This is a genomic window from Pantoea sp. B550 (genome assembly GCF_024158165.1).
Classification (GTDB): domain Bacteria; phylum Pseudomonadota; class Gammaproteobacteria; order Enterobacterales; family Enterobacteriaceae; genus Pantoea; species Pantoea alfalfae.
In genome coordinates this window covers 1,455,210-1,475,318 of sequence record NZ_JAMYXI010000003.1, presented here as the reverse complement: position 1 = coordinate 1,475,318, position 20,109 = coordinate 1,455,210, and the positions used below count along the sequence as shown (strand labels likewise).

17 protein-coding genes are annotated in these 20,109 nt (G+C 55.6%); 15 read left to right on the top strand and 2 right to left on the bottom strand.

Annotated features, from left to right (window positions below; translation table 11 throughout):
- Positions 1-310 precede the first annotated feature (310 nt).
- Positions 311-1,450, bottom strand: a complete 1,140-nt coding sequence (gene queG, locus NIM72_RS09885; RefSeq protein ID WP_222924938.1) for a tRNA epoxyqueuosine(34) reductase QueG — start codon at positions 1,448-1,450, stop codon at positions 311-313.
- On the opposite strand from queG, the gene nnr reads away from it, so the two are divergent.
- From nnr to NIM72_RS09810, 15 genes are all read left to right on the top strand, one after another.
- On the top strand, positions 1,449-2,969 hold the full coding sequence (nnr, locus tag NIM72_RS09880) for a bifunctional ADP-dependent NAD(P)H-hydrate dehydratase/NAD(P)H-hydrate epimerase (protein WP_253420183.1): 1,521 nt from the start codon (positions 1,449-1,451) through the stop codon (positions 2,967-2,969). The two genes, queG and nnr, sit on opposite strands and share 2 nt — an antisense overlap.
- On the top strand, positions 2,966-3,442 hold the full coding sequence (gene tsaE / locus NIM72_RS09875) for a tRNA (adenosine(37)-N6)-threonylcarbamoyltransferase complex ATPase subunit type 1 TsaE (RefSeq protein ID WP_161734926.1): 477 nt from the start codon (positions 2,966-2,968) through the stop codon (positions 3,440-3,442). The genes nnr and tsaE overlap by 4 nt, the downstream gene beginning before the upstream one ends.
- Positions 3,439-5,109, top strand: coding sequence for an N-acetylmuramoyl-L-alanine amidase AmiB (gene amiB, locus NIM72_RS09870; RefSeq protein ID WP_222924940.1), 1,671 nt, complete (start codon positions 3,439-3,441; stop codon positions 5,107-5,109). Before tsaE ends, amiB begins: the two co-directional genes overlap by 4 nt.
- A 46-nt stretch (positions 5,110-5,155) precedes the next feature.
- Entirely contained in the window at positions 5,156-7,015 is a 1,860-nt protein-coding gene (gene mutL, locus NIM72_RS09865; RefSeq protein ID WP_161734920.1) for a DNA mismatch repair endonuclease MutL, read from the top strand.
- The gene (miaA, locus tag NIM72_RS09860; RefSeq protein ID WP_161734917.1) at positions 7,008-7,958 is read left to right on the top strand and encodes a tRNA (adenosine(37)-N6)-dimethylallyltransferase MiaA; all 951 of its coding nucleotides are present in this window, start codon (positions 7,008-7,010) and stop codon (positions 7,956-7,958) included. Before mutL ends, miaA begins: the two co-directional genes overlap by 8 nt.
- Positions 7,959-8,061: 103 nt before the next feature.
- Complete coding sequence (gene hfq / locus NIM72_RS09855) at positions 8,062-8,373, top strand: RNA chaperone Hfq (RefSeq protein WP_010256116.1); 312 nt, start codon at positions 8,062-8,064, stop codon at positions 8,371-8,373.
- 72 nt (positions 8,374-8,445) lie between these two features.
- A complete protein-coding gene (gene hflX, locus NIM72_RS09850) occupies positions 8,446-9,726 on the top strand; it encodes a ribosome rescue GTPase HflX (RefSeq protein WP_253420181.1) in 1,281 nt (426 codons plus the stop codon).
- Between the two features lie 227 nt (positions 9,727-9,953).
- Positions 9,954-11,192, top strand: coding sequence for an FtsH protease activity modulator HflK (hflK, locus tag NIM72_RS09845; protein WP_161734911.1), 1,239 nt, complete (start codon positions 9,954-9,956; stop codon positions 11,190-11,192).
- 3 nt (positions 11,193-11,195) lie between these two features.
- On the top strand, positions 11,196-12,200 hold the full coding sequence (gene hflC / locus NIM72_RS09840; RefSeq protein ID WP_161734908.1) for a protease modulator HflC: 1,005 nt from the start codon (positions 11,196-11,198) through the stop codon (positions 12,198-12,200).
- A 56-nt stretch (positions 12,201-12,256) separates the two neighbouring features.
- The gene (locus NIM72_RS09835; protein WP_010256126.1) at positions 12,257-12,457 is read left to right on the top strand and encodes a DUF2065 domain-containing protein; all 201 of its coding nucleotides are present in this window, start codon (positions 12,257-12,259) and stop codon (positions 12,455-12,457) included.
- Between the two features lie 166 nt (positions 12,458-12,623).
- Positions 12,624-13,922, top strand: a complete 1,299-nt coding sequence (locus tag NIM72_RS09830; protein ID WP_031592738.1) for an adenylosuccinate synthase — start codon at positions 12,624-12,626, stop codon at positions 13,920-13,922.
- Positions 13,923-14,140: 218 nt separating this feature from the next.
- On the top strand, positions 14,141-14,584 hold the full coding sequence (gene nsrR / locus NIM72_RS09825) for a nitric oxide-sensing transcriptional repressor NsrR (RefSeq protein ID WP_161734886.1): 444 nt from the start codon (positions 14,141-14,143) through the stop codon (positions 14,582-14,584).
- A 16-nt stretch (positions 14,585-14,600) separates the two neighbouring features.
- Complete coding sequence (gene rnr, locus NIM72_RS09820; RefSeq protein ID WP_161734883.1) at positions 14,601-17,096, top strand: ribonuclease R; 2,496 nt, start codon at positions 14,601-14,603, stop codon at positions 17,094-17,096.
- An 81-nt stretch (positions 17,097-17,177) separates the two neighbouring features.
- Positions 17,178-17,912, top strand: coding sequence for a 23S rRNA (guanosine(2251)-2'-O)-methyltransferase RlmB (gene rlmB / locus NIM72_RS09815; protein ID WP_033734044.1), 735 nt, complete (start codon positions 17,178-17,180; stop codon positions 17,910-17,912).
- Between the two features lie 220 nt (positions 17,913-18,132).
- Positions 18,133-19,761 (top strand): isovaleryl-CoA dehydrogenase, encoded by a 1,629-nt coding sequence (locus tag NIM72_RS09810; protein WP_253420180.1) that lies wholly within the window; start codon positions 18,133-18,135, stop codon positions 19,759-19,761.
- Here NIM72_RS09810 and bsmA read toward each other — a convergent pair.
- On the bottom strand, positions 19,735-20,061 hold the full coding sequence (gene bsmA, locus NIM72_RS09805; protein ID WP_033734041.1) for a biofilm peroxide resistance protein BsmA: 327 nt from the start codon (positions 20,059-20,061) through the stop codon (positions 19,735-19,737). The two genes, NIM72_RS09810 and bsmA, sit on opposite strands and share 27 nt — an antisense overlap.
- Positions 20,062-20,109: the final 48 nt, after the last annotated feature.

The window sequence follows — 20,109 nt, the reverse complement described above, 5'->3', positions numbered from 1 at the left end:
TTTTTGGTCGCGTGATTTTAGTTGTCTCCTGAAGGTTATCCACAGCACCACCCCCCATCTTTCATGCCTGTCAGGGCGATCTGTAAATATCTTCTGAACAGAGTTATCCACAGCTTTGTGATTTAACCGCAGCGGTAGTCTCATTATTAAATAAACACAAATTTTTCATAAGTGGTTGATATTTATGTTTATGAAGATATTTCAATTTGTTATTCCACAGTGAAATCAGCGTTGTTGCAGTTGAATGACAACGGCTTTTTATTTTTATTCACAGCATGTGGAAAACGATATCCAGCGGCTCGCTGTTCAATCATGCATCACGCGGTAAACCCTTCTCAACTGCACGAACCAGCCGTTTCTGCTGGGCGGGCTGCACTTCAACTACCAGCTGCTCACGTTTCTGCTGCTGTTGTATCACTGCCCACTGAATATGTTCATCCAGCAGTTCACTCTCACCAAGTCGTTGTTCCAGCACCTGAATGATGTGGGGCGACCAGGGTGCATTACCCAGCGCCACGGCAATATTGCGCAGCCAGCGTAAATGGCCAATACGGCGAATGGCTGAGCCTTCTGTAATGCGTAAAAATTTCGCTTCATCCCACTGAAACAAATCGAGCAGCTCCGGTGCATGTAAAGCCGCGCGCGGTGAAAAGTCGCTTTCGTCACTGAGTTGTCCATAGCGATTCCACGGACAGATCAGCTGGCAGTCATCGCAGCCATAAATCCGGTTACCCATCAGCGGACGAAATTCTTCCGGGATAGCCCCTTCCAGCTCAATGGTGAGATAGGAGATACAGCGCCGGGCATCCACGACGTAAGGCTCAACGATTGCGCTGGTGGGGCAGATGGTCATGCAGGCAACGCAGCGGCCACACTGCTCCTGCTGCGGAGTGTCGACCGGCAGCGGAATGTCGATCAACAGCTCGCCGAGGAAAAACCACGAGCCGGCTTCCCGATTCAGTATCAGCGAATGTTTGCCGGTCCAGCCGAGTCCGGCTTTGGCCGCCAGCGGGCGCTCCAGCAGCGGTGCCGAATCCACAAACGGCCGGAAATTCAGCTCGCCACAGTGCTGCTGGATCATTTCTCCGAGCTTTTTCAGTCGATTGCGCAATACTTTGTGGTAATCACGACCGAGTGCATAACGGCTGACATAGCCCAGTCGGGGATTTTTCAGCGTGGTGGCAAAGGCAGCTTTGGCCGGAAGGTAGTTCATACGAACGCTGATGACGCGCAGCGTGCCGGGCAGCAACTCATGAGGACGCGCCCGCATCATGCCGTGTCGCGCCATCCATGCCATCTCACCATGATACTGCTTATCGAGCCATTCCTGCAGGCGCGGCTCTTCTGCACTGAGATCGGTATCGGTGATGCCGACCTGCTGAAAGCCGAGATCCAATCCCCACTGTTTAATCTGTTGTGCGAGTTCATGAAGATCGAGAGGGTATGACATGAGTGACCAGGATTCGAAGAAAAACAGCCGCAGTTTACCATATTCTGTCTGGCCTGCGCAGGCTGTGGCACAGCTTGAGCAACAGGGAGCCGATGCGCTCGGGATTACTCTGTATGAGCTGATGCAGCGTGCCGGGCAGGCCGCTTACGAGCATCTGACAGCGCACTGGCCCGAAGCCAGCCACTGGCTGATCCTGTGCGGTCATGGCAATAACGGCGGTGATGGCTATGTGCTGGCGCGTCTGGGGCAGGCGGCGGGCAAAACCATCACGTTGCTGGCGTGCGAAAGTGAAAAAGCGCTGCCGGAAGAGGCACAGCGTGCGCGGGACGCATGGCTGGATGCGGGCGGTGAAATTCATGCGGCCGATGCGGCCTGGCCAGATCAGGTTGATATGATTGTCGATGCCCTGCTGGGAACGGGCAGCAATCGTGCGCCCGAAGAACCCTATGCCACGCTGATCCAGCAGGCGAACGCCCATGCGGCACCGATAGTCGCCATTGATATGCCTTCTGGCTTATCCGCGCGCAACGGCACTGCGCCCGGCGAGGTGATTAATGCCAGTCATACGCTGAGTATGGTCGCACTGAAACCGGGCCAGATCACCGGCAAGGCGCGAGACTACATCGGAAAGCTCTGGTATGCCGATCTTGGTCTGGCTGCTTTTCTGGCCGGAGAAGAGGCACCTATCGCCCGTTATGATGCCAGCGCATTAACCCGCTGGCTTAAGCCACGTAAACCGACCTCACACAAGGGCAGTCACGGCCGGCTGCTGGTCGTGGGAGGCGATGCGGGCACTGCTGGCGCCGTTCGAATGACGGCCGAAGCCGCGTTACGCAGCGGCAGTGGGTTGGTGCGAGTACTCACTCACAAAGATAATATTATTCCGATTCTGACCGCACGGCCTGAAATTATGGTCGATGAACTGACTGATGAACGCCTGACGGAGGCGCTGGAGTGGGCTGATGTCATCGCGATTGGACCCGGTCTGGGTCAGCGCGAATGGGGAAAGCAGGCATTGAAGCGGGTAGCAGGCAGTGAAAAGCCGATGCTTTGGGACGCGGATGCACTTAACCTGCTGGCAATCAGTCCTGAGAAACGTCAGAATCGCATTATTACGCCGCATCCTGGCGAAGCGGCGCGTTTGCTGAATATCGAGACCAGTGAAATTGAGAGTGACCGCTTACATGCAGCGCAGACATTGGCGCAGCGTTATGGTGGCGTAGTGGTACTGAAAGGTGCCGGCACGCTGATTGCCAGCGAGCAGGGCGAAATGGCCTTTGCGGATGTAGGCAATGCCGGTATGGCGTCCGGCGGTATGGGCGATCTCCTGAGTGGAATTATCGCCTCGCTGGTGGGTCAGAAACTGACGCTGTTCGATGCGGCCTGCGCGGGCTGCGTTGCACATGGTGCGGCGGCCGATGCGGTTGCGGCAGAACGCGGTACTCGCGGTATGCTGGCCACTGATTTACTGGATCTGCTGTGGCAGTTTGTTAATCCTGAGATGAATAAAGAAGCATGAAGACCTGTGTTATTTCTTTGCCCGATGAGGCGGCTACGCTCAGTTTGGGCACTCAGCTGGCGCGCGCCTGTGGCAGCGCGGCAGTGATTTATCTCTATGGCGATCTGGGGGCGGGTAAAACCACCTTCAGCCGCGGCTTTCTGCAGGCGCTGGGCCATCAGGGCAATGTCAAAAGTCCTACTTACACCCTCGTTGAACCTTACACGCTGGATGACCGTACGCTCTACCACTTCGATCTCTATCGCCTTGCCGATCCCGAAGAGCTTGAGTTTATGGGCATCCGCGACTACTTCAACGGTGATGCTATCTGTCTGGTGGAATGGCCTCAGCAGGGTGCCGGTTTTCTGCCACAGCCCGATCTCACCTTAACGCTACGTTATGCGGGTGAGGCGCGTGAAGCAGAACTGACGGCACAATCCGCGTCCGGCCAGCAGTGGCTTGAACACGTTGGTCAGAACAGGGATGAGGCATGATGTCACGGATGAAAATAGCACTGGTATCACTGCTGCTGCTGGTCTGTACGCCCCTGTTTGCCGCCACGCTGTCTGATATCAAAGTGGCCAATGGCGATAGTCAGGCTACCGTTACGCTGAACTTTGCCGGACAGCCGGTCTATGCCTTTTTCTCTCTGCACAACCCGAATCGTGTAGTGCTGGATGTGCGCCAGAGCGGCGTGGTTCAGGGGCTGCCGTTAAATTTCAGCGGCGAAAACATCGTAAAGCGAATTCGCACCAGCACCCCTAAAGATAAACAGAGCGTGCGGCTGGTGTTTGAGCTGACGCAGGCGGGTAAAACCCGGGCGGTCACCCAGCGCAATGGCAACAGCTACAGCGTAGTCTTCACCATTACCGGTAAGCCACCTGCTGTTACGCGCAGTGTGCCTGCGCCCGTCACAGCACCGACGCGCGTACCCACCCAGAGTGCCGCTGCGGCTAACCCCTTTAATTCGAATCCGGTGACGTCCGTGACCAGCACAGCCAGCACCGTGAGTCCTGGCCGGGCCGTCAGCCAGAACGATACCGTGATTGTGGCGATTGATGCCGGACATGGCGGTCAGGATCCCGGCGCCATCGGGCAGCGCGGACTGAAAGAGAAGAACGTCACGATCGCGATTGCACGTAAACTGCGGGTGTTGCTGAATAACGATCCGATGTTTAAAGGCGTCCTGACGCGTGATGGCGACTATTTTATCTCGGTTATGGGCCGCTCAGACGTGGCGCGTAAAGCCAACGCCAACGTGCTGGTTTCAATTCATGCTGACGCCGCGCCGAGCCATGCGGCGACCGGTGCATCGGTCTGGGTATTATCAAACCGCCGGGCCAATAACGAGATGGCTAACTGGCTGGAGCAGAAAGAGAAACAGTCTGAGCTGCTGGGCGGCGCAGGTGACCTGCTGGCTAACAGTCAGGCCGACCCCTACCTCAGCCAGGCGGTACTTGACCTGCAATTCGGTCACTCGCAGCGGGTCGGTTATGACATCGCCCAGAAAGTGTTGCAGCAGATGCGTAGCGTGACGTCGCTGCATAAACGTCTGCCTGAGCATGCCAGTCTTGGCGTGCTGCGTTCACCCGATATTCCTTCTTTGCTGGTGGAAACCGGCTTTATCAGTAATTCCTCGGAGGAGCGACTGCTTGGCAGTAGCGCACACCAGGATAAGATTGCGCAGTCGATCTATAAGGGTCTGCGCACTTATTTCCTGGCGCACCCGCTGCAATCCATCCCAAAGGAGGAAAACCGGCCGCTGGGCTCGTCGCCAGCGGTTAGCGTCGCCAGCAACCCGGCGACAGGTGTGACACAATATACCGGAGCAACGCAGCGCCATACGGTAACGCGTGGTGAGACACTTTCCGGTATTGCCGCGCAGTATGGCGTCAGCATGAACACCCTGCGTGAGATGAACACCCTGAAGCGGGATGTGGTGTGGGTCGGACAGCGGCTCAAAGTGCCGGCCAGTGCAGTCGCCAGTCGCACCACGCGCGCTACGCCGCGCGGCGTTGTGCGCCACAAAGTTGTGGTGGGCGATTCATTAACCGGCATTGCCGCACACTACGGCGTCAGTCCGAAAGCGATAATGCAGACCAATAATCTGAAGTCGACCAACGTCATGTTGGGGCAGAACCTGAAAATTCCTGCATCCTGATTGTTTGCCCGGCCCCTGCGCCGGGCTGCCAGCTAAAAGGAAAACCATGCCGATTCAAATTTTACCACCCCAGCTGGCTAACCAGATTGCGGCGGGTGAAGTGGTTGAGCGTCCTGCCTCCGTGGTTAAAGAGCTGGTGGAGAATAGCCTGGATGCCGGCGCGACGCGCATTGACGTTGATATTGAAAAGGGCGGCGCAAAGCTGATTCGCATTCGTGACAACGGGTGCGGCATCGTGAAAAGCGAGCTGTCGATGGCACTCGCCCGTCACGCTACCAGTAAAATAACCTCACTGGATGACCTGGAAGCGATCATGAGCCTGGGTTTTCGTGGTGAAGCGTTGGCCAGTATCAGTTCTGTCTCCCGCCTGACACTCACCTCACGCACCGCCGACCAAACTGAAGCCTGGCAGGCCTATGCAGAAGGGCGTGATATGGCGGTAACGGTTAAACCGGCGGCGCATCCCTGTGGTACCACACTGGAAGTGCTGGACCTGTTTTATAACACGCCGGCACGCCGCAAATTTATGCGCACCGAGAAAACCGAGTTCGGTCATATCGACGAGGTCATTCGCCGTATTGCCCTGGCACGTTTTGATGTCGCCCTTTCGCTAAGCCACAACGGTAAAATGATGCGTCAGTATCGGGCCGTCAGCGAGGAGAGCCAGCGCGAACGGCGGCTGGCTTCTATCTGCGGCACCACGTTTATGCAGCATGCGCTGCGCATCGACTGGCAGCATGACGACCTCTCGCTGCGCGGCTGGGTTGCCGACCCTGCCGGTTCGCGCCAGGTCACCGATCTGCAGTATTGCTATGTGAATGGCCGAATGATGCGCGATAAACTGATTAACCACGCTATTCGCCAGGCGTTCCAGACTCAGCTCCAGGATGACCAGCAGCCCGCTTATGTGCTCTATCTGGAGATCGACCCGCATCAGGTTGATGTCAACGTCCATCCGGCCAAGCACGAAGTACGGTTTCATCAATCACGCCTGGTGCATGACTTTATCTATCAGGGTGTGGTCAGCGCATTACAGGCGATGGCGACACCGACCTTACCTGCGCTCCAGGCAGAAGAGCCCGCACCGCGCTGGCAGCCGGAAAACCGTCAGGCAGCAGGCGGTAATCATTTTGCGCAGCCATCGGCATCCGTCAGTGAGAAGAAATCAGCAGCATCCGGGCGTGAAACACAGCCTGCTCCGGCCTGGCAGAACAAAGAGAATGGGTATCGTCAACGTGAAGGGGCGGTTTATCAGCAGTTGCTGAAAACGCCTGTCAGCACGTCATCACCGCCAAAAGCCCGCGAGCCGATAGCGCGTCAGCCCGAAAGACCCTCGCCACTGGCCGCGCATGCTCAAAGTTTTGGCCGTGTACTGACCGTGTTACACAATCACTTTGCACTGCTGGAGCAGGATCAGACATTAATGCTGATGGCGTTGCCGGTGGCGGCGCGCTGGCTGAAACAGGCGCAGCTTGAACCGGGCGAAGAGGGGCTTAAACCGCAGCCACTATTGATCCCGGTGCGCCTGAAAATCGCCCAGGAAGAACGACAGGCAGCAAAAGAAAAGAGCAGCCTGCTCAATCAGATGGGCATTGAACTTCAGCCCGAAGGAGACCACGTGACATTGCGCGCGGTGCCTTTACCGTTACGAACACAAAATTTACAAATCTTGATTCCTGAGCTGTTAGGCTATCTCGCCCGGCAGCAGGAGATCTCTGCGACGCAACTGGCCCAGTGGCTGGCGCGGCGTCAGGATACAGAGTCCTCCGACTGGAATCACTCACAGGCGATCAACCTGCTGGCAGAGCTTGAACGGCTTTGCCCACAGCTGCTGAAATCGCCGCCTTCAGGCTTATTACAGCCCATAGAGATTGAGAGCGCGATCAACGCGTTGAAGCATGAGTGAATTAAACCAGGCTGGCCGGCCAAAGGCTATTTTTTTGATGGGACCCACGGCGTCTGGCAAAACGGCTTTAGCAATTGAATTGCGTAAGCAGTTACCAGTGGAACTAATCAGCGTAGATTCTGCCTTAATCTATCGTCAGATGGATATTGGCACGGCGAAACCGTCGGCTGAGGAGTTAGCAGTGGCGCCCCATCGTCTGCTCGACATCCGCGACCCCGCAGAAACCTATTCGGCAGCGGAGTTCCGGCGGGATGCTTTAGCAGAAATGGCGGATATCGTTGAAGCCGGACGAATACCGTTGCTTGTTGGTGGAACCATGCTCTACTTCAAGGCGTTACTTGAAGGATTGTCGCCGTTGCCCTCGGCCGATCCCGACGTTCGTCAGCGGATAGAGCAAACGGCGCGTGAAAAAGGCTGGGAAGCTTTACACCGCCAGCTGTGTGAAATCGACCCGGTTGCCGGCAGTCGTATTCATCCGAATGATCCGCAGAGACTTTCGCGAGCACTGGAAGTTTTTTTTATTTCGGGTAAAACTTTAACGGAACTGACAAAAACATCCGGTGAAGCGTTACCCTACGACGTGCAACAGTTTGCCATCGCCCCCGCGAGCCGCGAATTGCTGCACCAGCGCATCGCGTTGCGTTTTGAGCAGATGTTGGCGTCAGGATTTGAAGCGGAGTCTCGGGCCCTGTTTGCACGAGGTGATTTGCATACGGACATGCCTTCCATTCGTTGTGTTGGTTATCGTCAGATGTGGTCTTATTTGTCGGGCGAAATCGATTACAGCGAGATGGTTTATCGGGGAATTTGCGCAACCCGGCAGCTTGCTAAGCGACAGATGACCTGGTTACGCGGTTGGGAAAATGTTCACTGGCTTGACAGTGACGAGCCCCGGCTGGCGCGTGATACAGTGTTACAGGTTCTTAGTGCGAAGCATGGGTGATTGTGTACAATTGATGGGTTATCGTGCGCAAATTTTTACGCAGTTTTTTCAGAACCATAGGTTCTACTTGCAACAAACAACAAGCATATAAGGAAAAGATAGAATGGCTAAGGGGCAATCATTACAAGACCCGTTTTTGAACGCACTGCGTCGTGAACGTGTTCCGGTTTCGATTTATCTGGTTAACGGTATTAAGCTGCAGGGTCAGATTGAGTCATTTGATCAGTTCGTCATTTTGTTGAAAAACACGGTGAGTCAGATGGTGTATAAGCACGCCATTTCTACCGTTGTTCCTTCACGCCCGGTTTCTCACCATAGCAATAATACCGGTGGCGGCAGCAACAATTACCATCATGGCGGCAGCAACACAACTGCGCAGCCACAGCCACAACAAGACGGTGATAACGCAGAATAACGCGTCACCGTACAGCCAGGAACGGAGAACAGCGGTTTTCCGTCCTGGTCTTTTATTTAGCGAGGTTATAGCTTGTTTGACCGTTATGAAGCCGGTGAGCAGGCCGTACTGGTACACATCTGGTTCTCCCAAGACAAAGAAGTAGAAGATTTGCAGGAGTTTGAAACCCTGGTCTCTTCTGCTGGCGTTGAGGCGCTGCAAGTGGTTACTGGCAGCCGCAAAGCGCCACACCCCAAGTATTTTGTCGGTGAAGGAAAAGCCGTTGAAATTGCCGATGCGGTAAAAACAACAGGAGCATCGGTCGTATTATTCGATCATGCCCTTACGCCCGCTCAGGAAAGAAACCTCGAGCGCCTGTGCGAATGCCGTGTCATTGATCGCACCGGTCTGATTCTGGATATCTTTGCCCAACGCGCACGTACCCACGAAGGTAAATTGCAGGTTGAGCTGGCACAGCTGCGCCATCTTGCGACACGTCTGGTACGCGGCTGGACGCACCTTGAACGTCAGAAAGGCGGGATAGGCTTGCGTGGCCCGGGTGAAACACAGTTAGAAACCGACCGTCGTCTGCTGCGCGGACGTATAAGTCAGATCCTGTCACGTCTTGAGCGGGTTGAAAAACAGCGTGAGCAGGGACGACAGTCTCGTGCTAAAGCGGATGTGCCAACGGTTTCGCTGGTGGGTTACACCAATGCCGGCAAGTCGACCCTCTTTAACGCCATGACCTCTGCCAACGTCTTTGCCGCAGACCAGCTGTTTGCGACACTTGACCCTACACTGCGCCGTCTGAATGTTGCCGATGTCGGAGATGTCGTTCTGGCGGACACGGTGGGCTTTATCCGCCATCTTCCTCACGATCTGGTTGCCGCATTTAAAGCTACGCTGCAGGAGACACGTCAGGCGACGCTGTTACTGCACGTGATTGATGGTGCCGATCTTCGCGTTACGGAAAATATCGCCGCCGTCGATACCGTACTGGAAGAGATCGAAGCGGACGAAATTCCGACCTTTCTGGTCATGAATAAAATCGATATGCTCGACGGATTCGAACCGCGTATTGATCGCAACGAAGAGAACCTGCCCATCCGCGTCTGGCTTTCCGCCCAGACTGGTGCAGGCATTCCGTTGCTGTGGCAGGCCCTGTCCGAGCGCCTGTCAGGTGAAATTGCCCAGCACGCGTTACGTCTGCCACCGGAGGCGGGGCGACTTCGCAGCCGTTTCTATCAGTTGCAGGCGATTGAGAAAGAGTGGAATGAAGACGACGGCAGTGTAGGATTGCAGATACGTATGCCCATCATTGAGTGGATGCGTTTATGTAAGCAGGAACCGTCGCTGACCAGTTACATTGTTTGATATTGCCCAAACGCATTTACCTTAAAAATTGAAGATTGTCGCACTTTCGTTGCAGGCCTGAATACGCAGGATTTACCCGGGTATTTCAGATTTCAGCAAGGCGGCAACTGAGTGAATCCCCGGGCGCTTACGCAGATGAGTGAGCGGGGTGAGCGAAGGCAGCCAAAACCGCTGCAATCCGAAAGATGAAGGGTAAAAACCGTAATTACAATAAATGGAGTAGAGACATGGCGTGGAATCAGCCCGGAAATAACGGACAGGACCGCGACCCGTGGGGAAGCAGCAATAATCAAGGCGGCAACTCTGGGGGAAATAAGGGAGGACGGGAATCCGGGCCTCCTGATCTGGATGATATCTTCCGTAAGCTGAGCAAGAAGCTTGGTGGACTGGGTGGTGGCAAACAGAGCGATAACGGTCAACGCGGCTCCGGCAGCGGAGGCAAAATCGTTGGCATCGTGGCTGTTGCTGCTGTAGTCATCTGGGCTGCAAGCGGTTTCTACACCATCAAAGAAGCGGAACGCGGCGTGGTAACGCGCTTCGGTAAGTTCAGTCACCTGGTTGAGCCCGGCCTGAACTGGAAACCGACATTTGTTGATCAGGTACGTGCGGTTAACGTTGAATCGGTGCGTGAACTGGCGGCTTCTGGCGTGATGCTGACCTCAGATGAGAACGTGGTACGCGTGGAGATGAACGTGCAGTATCGCGTGACCGATCCGGAACGTTATCTTTATGCCGTCACCAGCGCGGATGACAGTCTGCGTCAGGCGACTGACAGTGCGCTGCGCGGCGTGATTGGTCGTTCTACCATGGACCGCATTCTGACTGAAGGTCGTACCGTGGTGCGTAGCGATACCCAGCGTGAAATCGATGAAACAATTCGCCCTTACAACATGGGGATCGCGGTACTGGACGTCAACTTCCAGGCTGCCCGTCCGCCGGAAGAGGTGAAGTCTGCGTTTGATGATGCGATTGCCGCACGTGAAAACCGCGAACAGTATGTCCGTGAAGCAGAAGCTTACGCCAACGAAGTTCAGCCTCGAGCTAATGGCCAGGCGCAACGTATTCTGGAAGAGGCGCGCGCTTACAAAGAGCGTACCGTGCTGGAAGCGCAGGGTGAAGTGGCGCGTTTCGCCAAGATTTTGCCGGAGTATAAAGCCGCGCCTGAAATTACCAAAGAGCGTCTCTATATTGAGACAATGGAACGCGTGCTGAGCCATACCCGCAAAGTACTGGTTAACGATCGGGGTAACAACCTGATGGTACTGCCGCTGGATCAACTGATGCGTGGTGGTCAGTCTGCACCAGGCCAGAATGGTCAGAAAGGCGGTAACAGTTCTTCGCTGCCAGCCATCTCCGATCGCAACGCCAGCCGCAATGACACGTCGTCATACAGTCCGGACAATATCATGGATCAGCGTCGGGCGAATGCTCAACGCAGCGACAGCCAGCGCGAAGGGAGAGAGTAATCGATGCGTAAGCCAATAGTATTTTTAATCATTGTCGTGCTGGTGGCGCTCTATGCGTCGCTGTTTGTGGTGCAGGAAGGGCAGCGAGGCATTGTTCTGCGCTTCGGTAAAGTCCTGCGCGACGGCGAAAACAAACCGCAGGTATTTGAGCCGGGTCTGCATTTTAAGATTCCATTCCTGGAAACGGTTAAAACGCTGGATGCGCGAATTCAGACGATGGATAACCAGGCCGATCGCTTCGTCACCAAAGAGAAGAAAGATTTGATCGTGGACTCCTACATCAAATGGCGTATCAGCGATTTCAGTCGCTACTACCTGGCTACCGGTGGCGGTGATGTTTCTCAGGCAGAAGTGCTGCTGAAACGTAAGTTCAGTGACCGTTTGCGTTCTGAAATGGGTCGTCTGGATGTGAAGGATATCGTCACAGACTCCCGTGGTCGCCTGACCACCGATGTGCGTGACGCGCTGAATACTGGTTCTGCGGGCAGCGATGATGAAATCGCCACGCCTGCGGCTGATGATGCGATTGCCAGCGCAGCAGCCCGTGTCGAGCGCGAAACCAACAGCAGCGAGCCGGCACCGAATCCGAACAGTATGGCAGCACTGGGTATTCAGGTTGTGGATGTGCGCATCAAGCAGATCAACCTGCCGACAGAAGTCTCCGATGCCATCTTCAACCGTATGCGTGCTGAGCGTGAGGCCGTAGCGCGTAGTCAGCGTTCACAGGGTCAGGAAGAGGCGGAAAAACTGCGCGCCCAGGCCGATTACCAGGTGACGCGTACGCTGGCTGAAGCCCAGCGTGAAGCCCTGATCACGCGCGGTGATGGTGATGCGGAAACGGCGCGGTTGTTTGCCGATTCGTTCAGTAAAGATCCTGACTTCTACGCCTTTATTCGTAGCCTGCGTGCCTATGAAAACAGCTTCAATAGCGATCAGGATGTGATGGTGTTAAGCCCGGATAGCGACTTCTTCCGATATATGAAGGCGCCCTCTAACGCAACACGCTAAGAACTGATATAACCTGTGGGCCGACAATGTTGTCGGCCTTTTTTTTAGGATTCAGAATGAAAACAAGCATCTGGATGGCGCTGGCGCTGGTGTTAGTGCTGGAAGGGTTGGGACCGATGTTTATGCCGCGCGCCTGGCGACGCATGATCCTGACGATGACGCGGTTGCCCGATCGTCTGCTGCACCGCTTTGGGGGAGGACTGGTCGTTGCTGGCATGGTGATTTACTGCATGCTCAGCCTGCACGGCAACCTCTAGTACCCGAGTTCACACCGGCTAAATTGTGCCTCTTCGCGCCATTATCCCCAACATGTTGTAGTGATCAAAACTCAGGCAAAAAAGCGCGCAATCGTATGCTAAAAGTGCTGAAAGCCATGGGATCAGATGGTAGAATCCTTTTTTAAGCAATCGGTGATTTTGAGAAATGGGTAAGAACGTCGTCGTACTGGGCACCCAATGGGGTGACGAAGGTAAAGGTAAGATTGTAGACCTTCTGACTGAGCGCGCGAATTACGTTGTGCGTTATCAAGGCGGCCACAATGCGGGCCACACGCTTGTCATCAACGGTGAAAAAACCGTCCTCCACCTGATCCCTTCTGGCATTCTGCGCGATAACGTAACCAGCATTATTGGTAACGGCGTAGTGCTTTCTCCTGAAGCCTTAATGAAAGAGATGAAAGGCCTGGAAGCGCGCGGGATCCCGGTACGTGAACGTCTGCTGATTTCTGAAGCCTGTCCGCTGATCCTGCAATATCACGTTGCGATGGATATGGCGCGTGAACGTGCCCGTGGTGCCAAAGCGATTGGTACTACCGGCCGTGGCATCGGCCCTGCTTATGAAGATAAAGTCGCTCGCCGTGCACTGCGCGTTAGCGACCTGTTCAACAAAGAAACCTTTGCTGCCAAGCTGAAAGAAGTGGTCGATTTCTACAACTTCCAGCTGGTTGAGTACTACAAAGAGCCGGCAGTGGACTTCGACAAAGTGCTGAGCGATGTGATGGAAGTCGCTGACATCCTCACGGGCATGGTGGTTGACGTCTCTGAACTGCTGGACGTTGCGCGTAAGCGTGGCGATCTGATTATGTTTGAAGGCGCGCAGGGTACGCTGCTGGATATCGATCACGGAACCTATCCGTACGTGACGTCGTCCAACACGACCGCAGGTGGCGTGGCAACCGGTTCAGGCATTGGTCCGCGTTATGTCGACTACGTGCTGGGTATTGTGAAAGCGTACTCAACCCGCGTGGGCGCAGGCCCGTTCCCGACCGAGCTGTTCGATGAAACTGGCGAATTCCTCTGTGCGCAGGGCAATGAGTTTGGTGCGACCACCGGACGTCGCCGTCGTACCGGCTGGCTGGATGCGGTCGCGGTTCGCCGTGCGGTTCAGATTAACTCCCTGTCAGGTTTCTGCATGACCAAGCTGGACGTGCTGGATGGCCTGAAAGAAGTGAAAATCTGTGTTGCTTACCGTATGCCTGATGGCCGCGAAGTGACCACGACGCCACTGGCGGCAGAGAACTGGGAAGGCATTGAGCCGATCTACGAAACCCTGCCTGGCTGGAGCGAGACCACGTTTGGCGTGAAGACGCTGGAAGGTTTGCCTCAGGCCGCACGCGACTACATTAAGCGTGTAGAAGAGGTAACGGGTGTGCCGATTGATATCATCTCAACCGGTCCCGATCGCAGTGAAACGATGATTCTGCGCGATCCGTTCGACGCATAATCACTCAGGCCGGACGCTGTCCGGCCCTTGTTTTTCCACTATTTGATGCCACTTTACCTCCCTTCGCTTGTCAAACCTTGTGCTGGCTTAAAAAAACGCACGGCAAATCAGACTCTGGTTTATCATCGTAGTTAATCGAATGGCAATCCGATTTAATCCTGACATCAATCACAGGGCGAATAATGCAATGCCACGCCTGAAGGTTCACTGAGGTTACTGTGCAGCTCACGAGTTTTACTGATTATGGCTTACGGGCGCTGATTTATCTGGCAGCGTTGCCTGAAGATCAGCAGACCAATATTACGGAAGTGACAAACACCTATGGTTTGTCCCGTAATCATATGGTCAAAATCATCAATCAGCTGAGCCGTGCGGGCTACGTTGCCGCAACGCGTGGTAAAAATGGGGGCATTCGCCTGGGTATGCCGCCTCGTCAGATTGTCATTGGCGACGTGGTACGCAAGATGGAACCGCTACAATTAGTGGACTGCGCCTCCTGTTCCATCACACCAGCCTGCCGTCTGAAGCAGGCACTGCACGATGCAGTGCAGCGCTTTTTGCAGGAGCTGGATAGCTATACGCTGGCAGATTTGGTCGAAGGTAATACACCACTTTATGAAATCATCCTGTCCAAATCGCCGCCGGAAATAAATATTAAATGACATCGGAGGAACCGCTATGTCAAAAGATCCTTTTCAGGATAGAGAAGCTGAAAAATACGAAAATCCTATTCCAAGCCGTGAATTTATTCTGGCTCTGTTAGAAAAACGTGAAAAACCAGCCAGCCGTGAAGAGCTGGCTGAAGAGATGAATCTGCACGAAGAAGAGCACCTTGAGGCGCTACGTCGCCGTCTTCGCGCCATGGAACGTGATGGTCAGCTGGTGTTCACCCGCCGTCAATGCTATGCGCTGCCAGAACGTCTTGATCTCCTGCGGGGTAAAGTCATTGGCCATCGTGATGGCTACGGCTTCCTGCGGGCAGAAGGTCAGAAAGATGACCTCTACCTCTCCGCAGAGCAGATGAAATTCTGTATGCACGGTGACGTAATCCTGGCGCAGCCGCTGGGTGCCGATCGCAAAGGCCGCCGCGAAGCGCGCGTGGTCCGCGTGCAGGAACCGCGCAACAATCAGATCGTTGGCCGCTACTTTACCGATGCGGGTGCCGGCTTTGTGGTGCCTGACGACAGTCGCCTGAGTTTTGACATCCTCATCCCGCCTGAAGAGACGATGAATGCCCGCATGGGTTCTGTGGTGGTGGTTGAGCTGGTCCAGCGTCCGAACCGTCGCACCAAAGCGATCGGTAAAGTGGCTGAGATACTGGGCGATGATATGGGCACCAGCCTGGCCGTTGATATGGCGCTGCGTACCCATGAAATTCCGCACACCTGGCCGCCAGAAGTGGAAGCTCAGGTCAGCAAGCTGAAAGAAGACGTCCCGGAAGAGGCCAAAAAAGGCCGCGTCGATCTGCGCAAACTGCCGCTGGTCACCATAGATGGTGAAGATGCCCGTGACTTTGATGATGCGGTCTACTGCGAGAAAAAACGCGGTGGCGGATGGCGTCTGTGGGTCGCTATCGCCGATGTGAGCTATTACGTCCGTCCGGGTACGCCACTGGATGACGAAGCGCATCAGCGCGGCACCTCAGTCTACTTCCCGTCGCAGGTTGTGCCGATGCTGCCGGAAGTCTTGTCGAATGGCTTATGCTCGCTTAACCCGCAGGTCGATCGACTCTGTATGGTGTGCGAGATGACCATTTCGACTAAAGGTAAGCTCACCGGCTTTAAGCATTACGAAGCGGTGATGAACTCCCATGCGCGTCTGACCTATAACAAAGTCTGGAACATTCTGCAGGGCGATAAAGAGTTGCGTCAGCAGTATGCACCGCTGGTCAAAGATCTTGAAGAGCTGCACAACCTCTACCAGGTACTGGATGCTGCACGTGAAGAGCGCGGCGGTATCTCGTTTGAAACGGAAGAAGCGAAGTTCATCTTCAACGCCGAGCGCCGTATTGAACGTGTTGAGCGCGCGTCACGTAATGACGCCCACAAGCTGATCGAAGAGTGCATGATCCTGGCGAACATCGCCTCAGCACGCTTCGTTGAGAAAAATCAGGAACCGGCACTGTTCCGCGATCACGATCGCCCGACCGATGAGAGCATCAAGAGCTTCCGTACCGTGCTAAACGAGCTGGGACTGACTCTGCCAGGCGGCAACAAACCGCAGCCTGTCGACTATGCGGCGCTGCTGAAGCAGGTTGCCGATCGTCCTGATGCAGAGATGCTCCAAACCATGCTGCTGCGTTCGATGAAGCAGGCGGTTTACGATCCGGAAAACCGTGGTCACTTTGGTCTGGCACTCTCATCGTATGCGCACTTTACTTCGCCAATTCGCCGCTACCCGGATCTGACGCTGCACCGCGCCATCAAATATCTGCTGGCAAAAGAGCAGGATGAAGGTAAAGGCCTGGTACAACGCGCCATCAAATACCTGATGCCGAGAGAGCGCAGCGTCGCCAAAGATATGACGACAGCAACCGGCGGCTATCACTACGAGATGCCGGAGATGCTGCAACTGGGTCTGCACTGTTCCCTGACCGAACGTCGCGCCGATGAAGCAACCCGCGACGTCGCGGACTGGCTCAAGTGTGACTTCATGCAGGACCAGGTTGGCAACGTCTTCAACGGCGTTATCTCCAGCGTGACCGGATTTGGCTTCTTTGTCCGCCTGAGCGATCTGTTCATCGACGGACTGGTCCACGTTTCAACCCTCGACAACGATTACTACCGTTTTGACCCGGTAGGTCAGCGTCTGATTGGTGAATCGGGCGGCCGTACCTATCGTCTGGGTGACACCGTTGAAGTACGTGTCGAAGCGGTCCATATGGACGAGCGTAAAATCGACTTCGCTCTTATCTCCAGCCAGCGTCAGGTGCGTGGTGAGGGTAAAACCGCGCGTGATCGGGCGAAGCGTGAAGACAACGCGCCAGCGAAGCGTCGTCGTAACGTGAACAAAAAGTCCAACTTCGAGCCGGATGCTGCATTCCGGGGTGACAAGGGCAAACCAGCCGTGGCGAATACCGAGAAAAAAAGTAAAAACGTCTCGGAAAAAACCCGTAAAATCGCCGCCGCCACCCGGGCGAAGCGCGCCAGAAAAAAAGCTGAGCCTGAAGGCTGAGCGTAATAGAGTGCGCATACCCGCCCTTTCTTTCCGCAGAAAGGGCGGTCATTTATTCATTTCCAACCACTGAGCAGATCGATGAGCGAAATTATTTTTGGTATCCATGCCGTGCAGGCGCTGCTGGAACGTGATCCACAACGTTTCCAGGAAGTCTTTATCCTCAAAGGCCGCGACGATCGTCGCCTGCAACCCGTGGTCGCCGCGCTGGAAGCTCAGGGGATCGTGATTCAACTGGCCGAGCGTAAGTGGCTCGATAGCCAGGTTGAAGGCGGTGTGCATCAGGGCATCGTGGCACGGGTAAAACCGGGTCGTCAGTATCAGGAAGGCGACCTGCCGGATCTGCTGCAGAGCCTGGAGAAGCCTTTCCTGCTGGTGCTGGATGGGGTTACCGATCCGCACAACCTGGGTGCCTGCCTGCGCAGCGCCGATGCGGCCGGTGTTCATGCGATTATCGTGCCCAAAGATCGTTCTGCTCCCCTGAATGCCACGGCCAAAAAAGTGGCCAGCGGTGCGGCAGAGAATGTGCCGTTGATTCGCGTCACTAATCTTGCGCGTACACTGCGCCTGCTGCAGGAGTACAACATCTGGGTGGTCGGCACCGCAGGTGAAGCGGACCATACCGTCTTCCAGAGCAAAATGACCGGTCCGATGGCGCTGGTAATGGGCGCGGAAGGCGAAGGCATGCGTCGTCTGACCCGCGAGCATTGCGATGAGCTGATCAGCATTCCGATGGCGGGCAGTGTTTCTTCACTCAACGTCTCGGTCGCAACCGGTGTCTGCCTGTTTGAAGCAGTGCGTCAGCGCAACGCCTGATCCCCGATGTGATCCTCGCCACAAATTAGTTTCTGTACCAGGCATAAGTGCGCGTCATTCGTATATACCCAAAGGATTTCGGGTTGCATTGAGGCGGCAAGAGAACGAATCCCGATGAGCTTACATGAGTAAGTGATTCGGGTGAGTGAACGCAGCCAACAAAAATGCAGCTTGAAAGACGACGGGTATACTTACTGAGTGACATCCGCGAGGAGTGGTTATGACCTGGACAACACACACCGTTTTTAATCAGCCCCATCCTCTGAGCAACAGTAACCTGTTCCTGTCCGACACGCCGCTTGGTGAGGCACTGTCACGCGAAGGCGCCGGATGGGATGGGGAATGGCTGGCGTCAGTCGGCCGCCAGCTGGGCAGCGCCGAGTCGCTGGAGCTGGGCCGACTCGCCAACGCTGAACTGCCTGAACTGCTGCGCTACGATGCCCGTGGCGTGCGCCTGGATGAGATTCGCTTTCATCCTGCCTGGCACCTGCTGATGCAGGGCGTCTGCGCCAGTCGTCTGCACAATCTCAGCTGGCAACCGACGGTGCGTGAACAGGCCAGCGTAGCGCGCGCTGCACGCTTTATTCTGCACGCACAGGTAGATGCGGGTACGCTCTGCCCGGTGACCATGACGCACGCCGCCATTCCGCTGCTGCAGACTTATCTGCCCGCCGCGTTTGAAAGCTGGCTCGATCCGCTGCTCAGCGACCGCTACGACACGCATACACAGCCTGGCGACCAGAAACGCGGATTGCTGATCGGGATGGGCATGACAGAAAAGCAGGGCGGCAGCGATCTGCTTACCAGCACCACCCGTGCCGAGCCGCTGGGGGCGCGCGGCGCGGGAGAAGCCTACCGACTGACCGGTCACAAGTGGTTCTTCTCAGTGCCGCAGAGCGATGCGCATCTGGTCCTGGCCCAGACGCCCGAGGGATTAAGCTGTTTTTTCCTGCCGCGTCTGTTGCCCGATGGGTCACGCAACGCCATCCAGCTTGAGCAGCTCAAAGATAAGCTGGGCAATCGCTCAAATGCCAGCTGCGAAGTGGAATTTCGCGACGCGACCGGCTGGCTGCTGGGTGAGGAGGGCGAAGGCGTACGACTGATCCTGAAAATGGCCGGTATGACGCGCTTTGACTGCGCGCTCGGCAGTCATGGCCAGATGCGGCGTGCCTTCTCAGTGGCGATCTGGCATGCCCATCAGCGTCAGGTCATGGGAAAAAATCTGGTGGATCAGCCACTGATGCGTCAGGTTCTGGCACAGCAGGCGCTGCAGCTTGAGGGGCAAACCGCCTTGCTGATGCGGCTGGCTCGTGCCTGGTCACAACCGGCCAAACCGCATGAGGTCGCCTTTGCCCGTTTATTTACGCCAGCGGCAAAATATGTGATTTGCAAAGCGGGTGCGCCGTTTGTGGCGGAATCGATGGAAGTGCTGGGGGGCATCGGCTACTGCGAAGCGAGTGAGCTGCCGCGCCTCTATCGTGACATGCCGGTCAACAGCATCTGGGAAGGATCGGGCAATGTGATGTGTCTTGACGTTCTGCGCGTACTCGCCCGTCACGCAGAGGTGACTGAGATGCTGAGTCAGGAGTTTGAGGCGGTAAAAGGGAGTAATCGTCATTTCGATACGCGCTGGCGTCAGCTGCGACTGAGGCTTAAGAACGTTCCCGAAGAGCAGGCGCGCGACGTCACCCACGCGCTACTGCAGCTGGCGACAGGCGCTCAGCTACTGAAATACAGTGAGCCACCGCTGGCGGATGCGTGGTGCCAGCAGTGGCTCGACCAGCGGGGTTCACACCCGTCTGAGGCTGCAGTAACTGACCGGTTACTGGCCCGCGCCTGTGGCCGGTGAGGCACCATACAGAATTGCGCTGGCGTACCATAAACCGGGCATCACGGTTTCGCTCAGCATCACGATCTGATAGTAAGCCGCGCCAGCCTGATTAGCCTGGGCAGCGATGGCCCGCTGGGCATCATCCGGTGAGCCATGCACGTTAACGGTAATGTTACCCAGCTTCGGCAAACCGCCACTCTGTGCCCGTGAAATTTCCTGCGCCTGTTGGGTTGGCGCAGGCGGGGCTTTTGGCGTGGTTTCAAGCGCGGAACAGCCTGCCAGCAACAAACTGATTATCAGTAAGTAAGCGGAACGCATAGCCAAACCCCTGTTCAGGACGAAACAATAAGTGTATGTCATCGTCCT

Coding starts and splice junctions, on each gene's coding strand:
- hflC (WP_161734908.1), top strand. CDS start 11,196: ATGCGTAAGCCAATAGTATTTTTAATCATTGTCGTGCTGGTGGCGCTC.
- NIM72_RS09830 (WP_031592738.1), top strand. CDS start 12,624: ATGGGTAAGAACGTCGTCGTACTGGGCACCCAATGGGGTGACGAAGGT.
- hfq (WP_010256116.1), top strand. CDS start 8,062: ATGGCTAAGGGGCAATCATTACAAGACCCGTTTTTGAACGCACTGCGT.
- amiB (WP_222924940.1), top strand. CDS start 3,439: ATGATGTCACGGATGAAAATAGCACTGGTATCACTGCTGCTGCTGGTC.
- hflK (WP_161734911.1), top strand. CDS start 9,954: ATGGCGTGGAATCAGCCCGGAAATAACGGACAGGACCGCGACCCGTGG.
- NIM72_RS09835 (WP_010256126.1), top strand. CDS start 12,257: ATGAAAACAAGCATCTGGATGGCGCTGGCGCTGGTGTTAGTGCTGGAA.
- tsaE (WP_161734926.1), top strand. CDS start 2,966: ATGAAGACCTGTGTTATTTCTTTGCCCGATGAGGCGGCTACGCTCAGT.
- nnr (WP_253420183.1), top strand. CDS start 1,449: ATGAGTGACCAGGATTCGAAGAAAAACAGCCGCAGTTTACCATATTCT.
- rlmB (WP_033734044.1), top strand. CDS start 17,178: ATGAGCGAAATTATTTTTGGTATCCATGCCGTGCAGGCGCTGCTGGAA.
- rnr (WP_161734883.1), top strand. CDS start 14,601: ATGTCAAAAGATCCTTTTCAGGATAGAGAAGCTGAAAAATACGAAAAT.
- mutL (WP_161734920.1), top strand. CDS start 5,156: ATGCCGATTCAAATTTTACCACCCCAGCTGGCTAACCAGATTGCGGCG.
- queG (WP_222924938.1), bottom strand. CDS start 1,450: ATGTCATACCCTCTCGATCTTCATGAACTCGCACAACAGATTAAACAG.
- bsmA (WP_033734041.1), bottom strand. CDS start 20,061: ATGCGTTCCGCTTACTTACTGATAATCAGTTTGTTGCTGGCAGGCTGT.
- NIM72_RS09810 (WP_253420180.1), top strand. CDS start 18,133: ATGACCTGGACAACACACACCGTTTTTAATCAGCCCCATCCTCTGAGC.
- miaA (WP_161734917.1), top strand. CDS start 7,008: ATGAGTGAATTAAACCAGGCTGGCCGGCCAAAGGCTATTTTTTTGATG.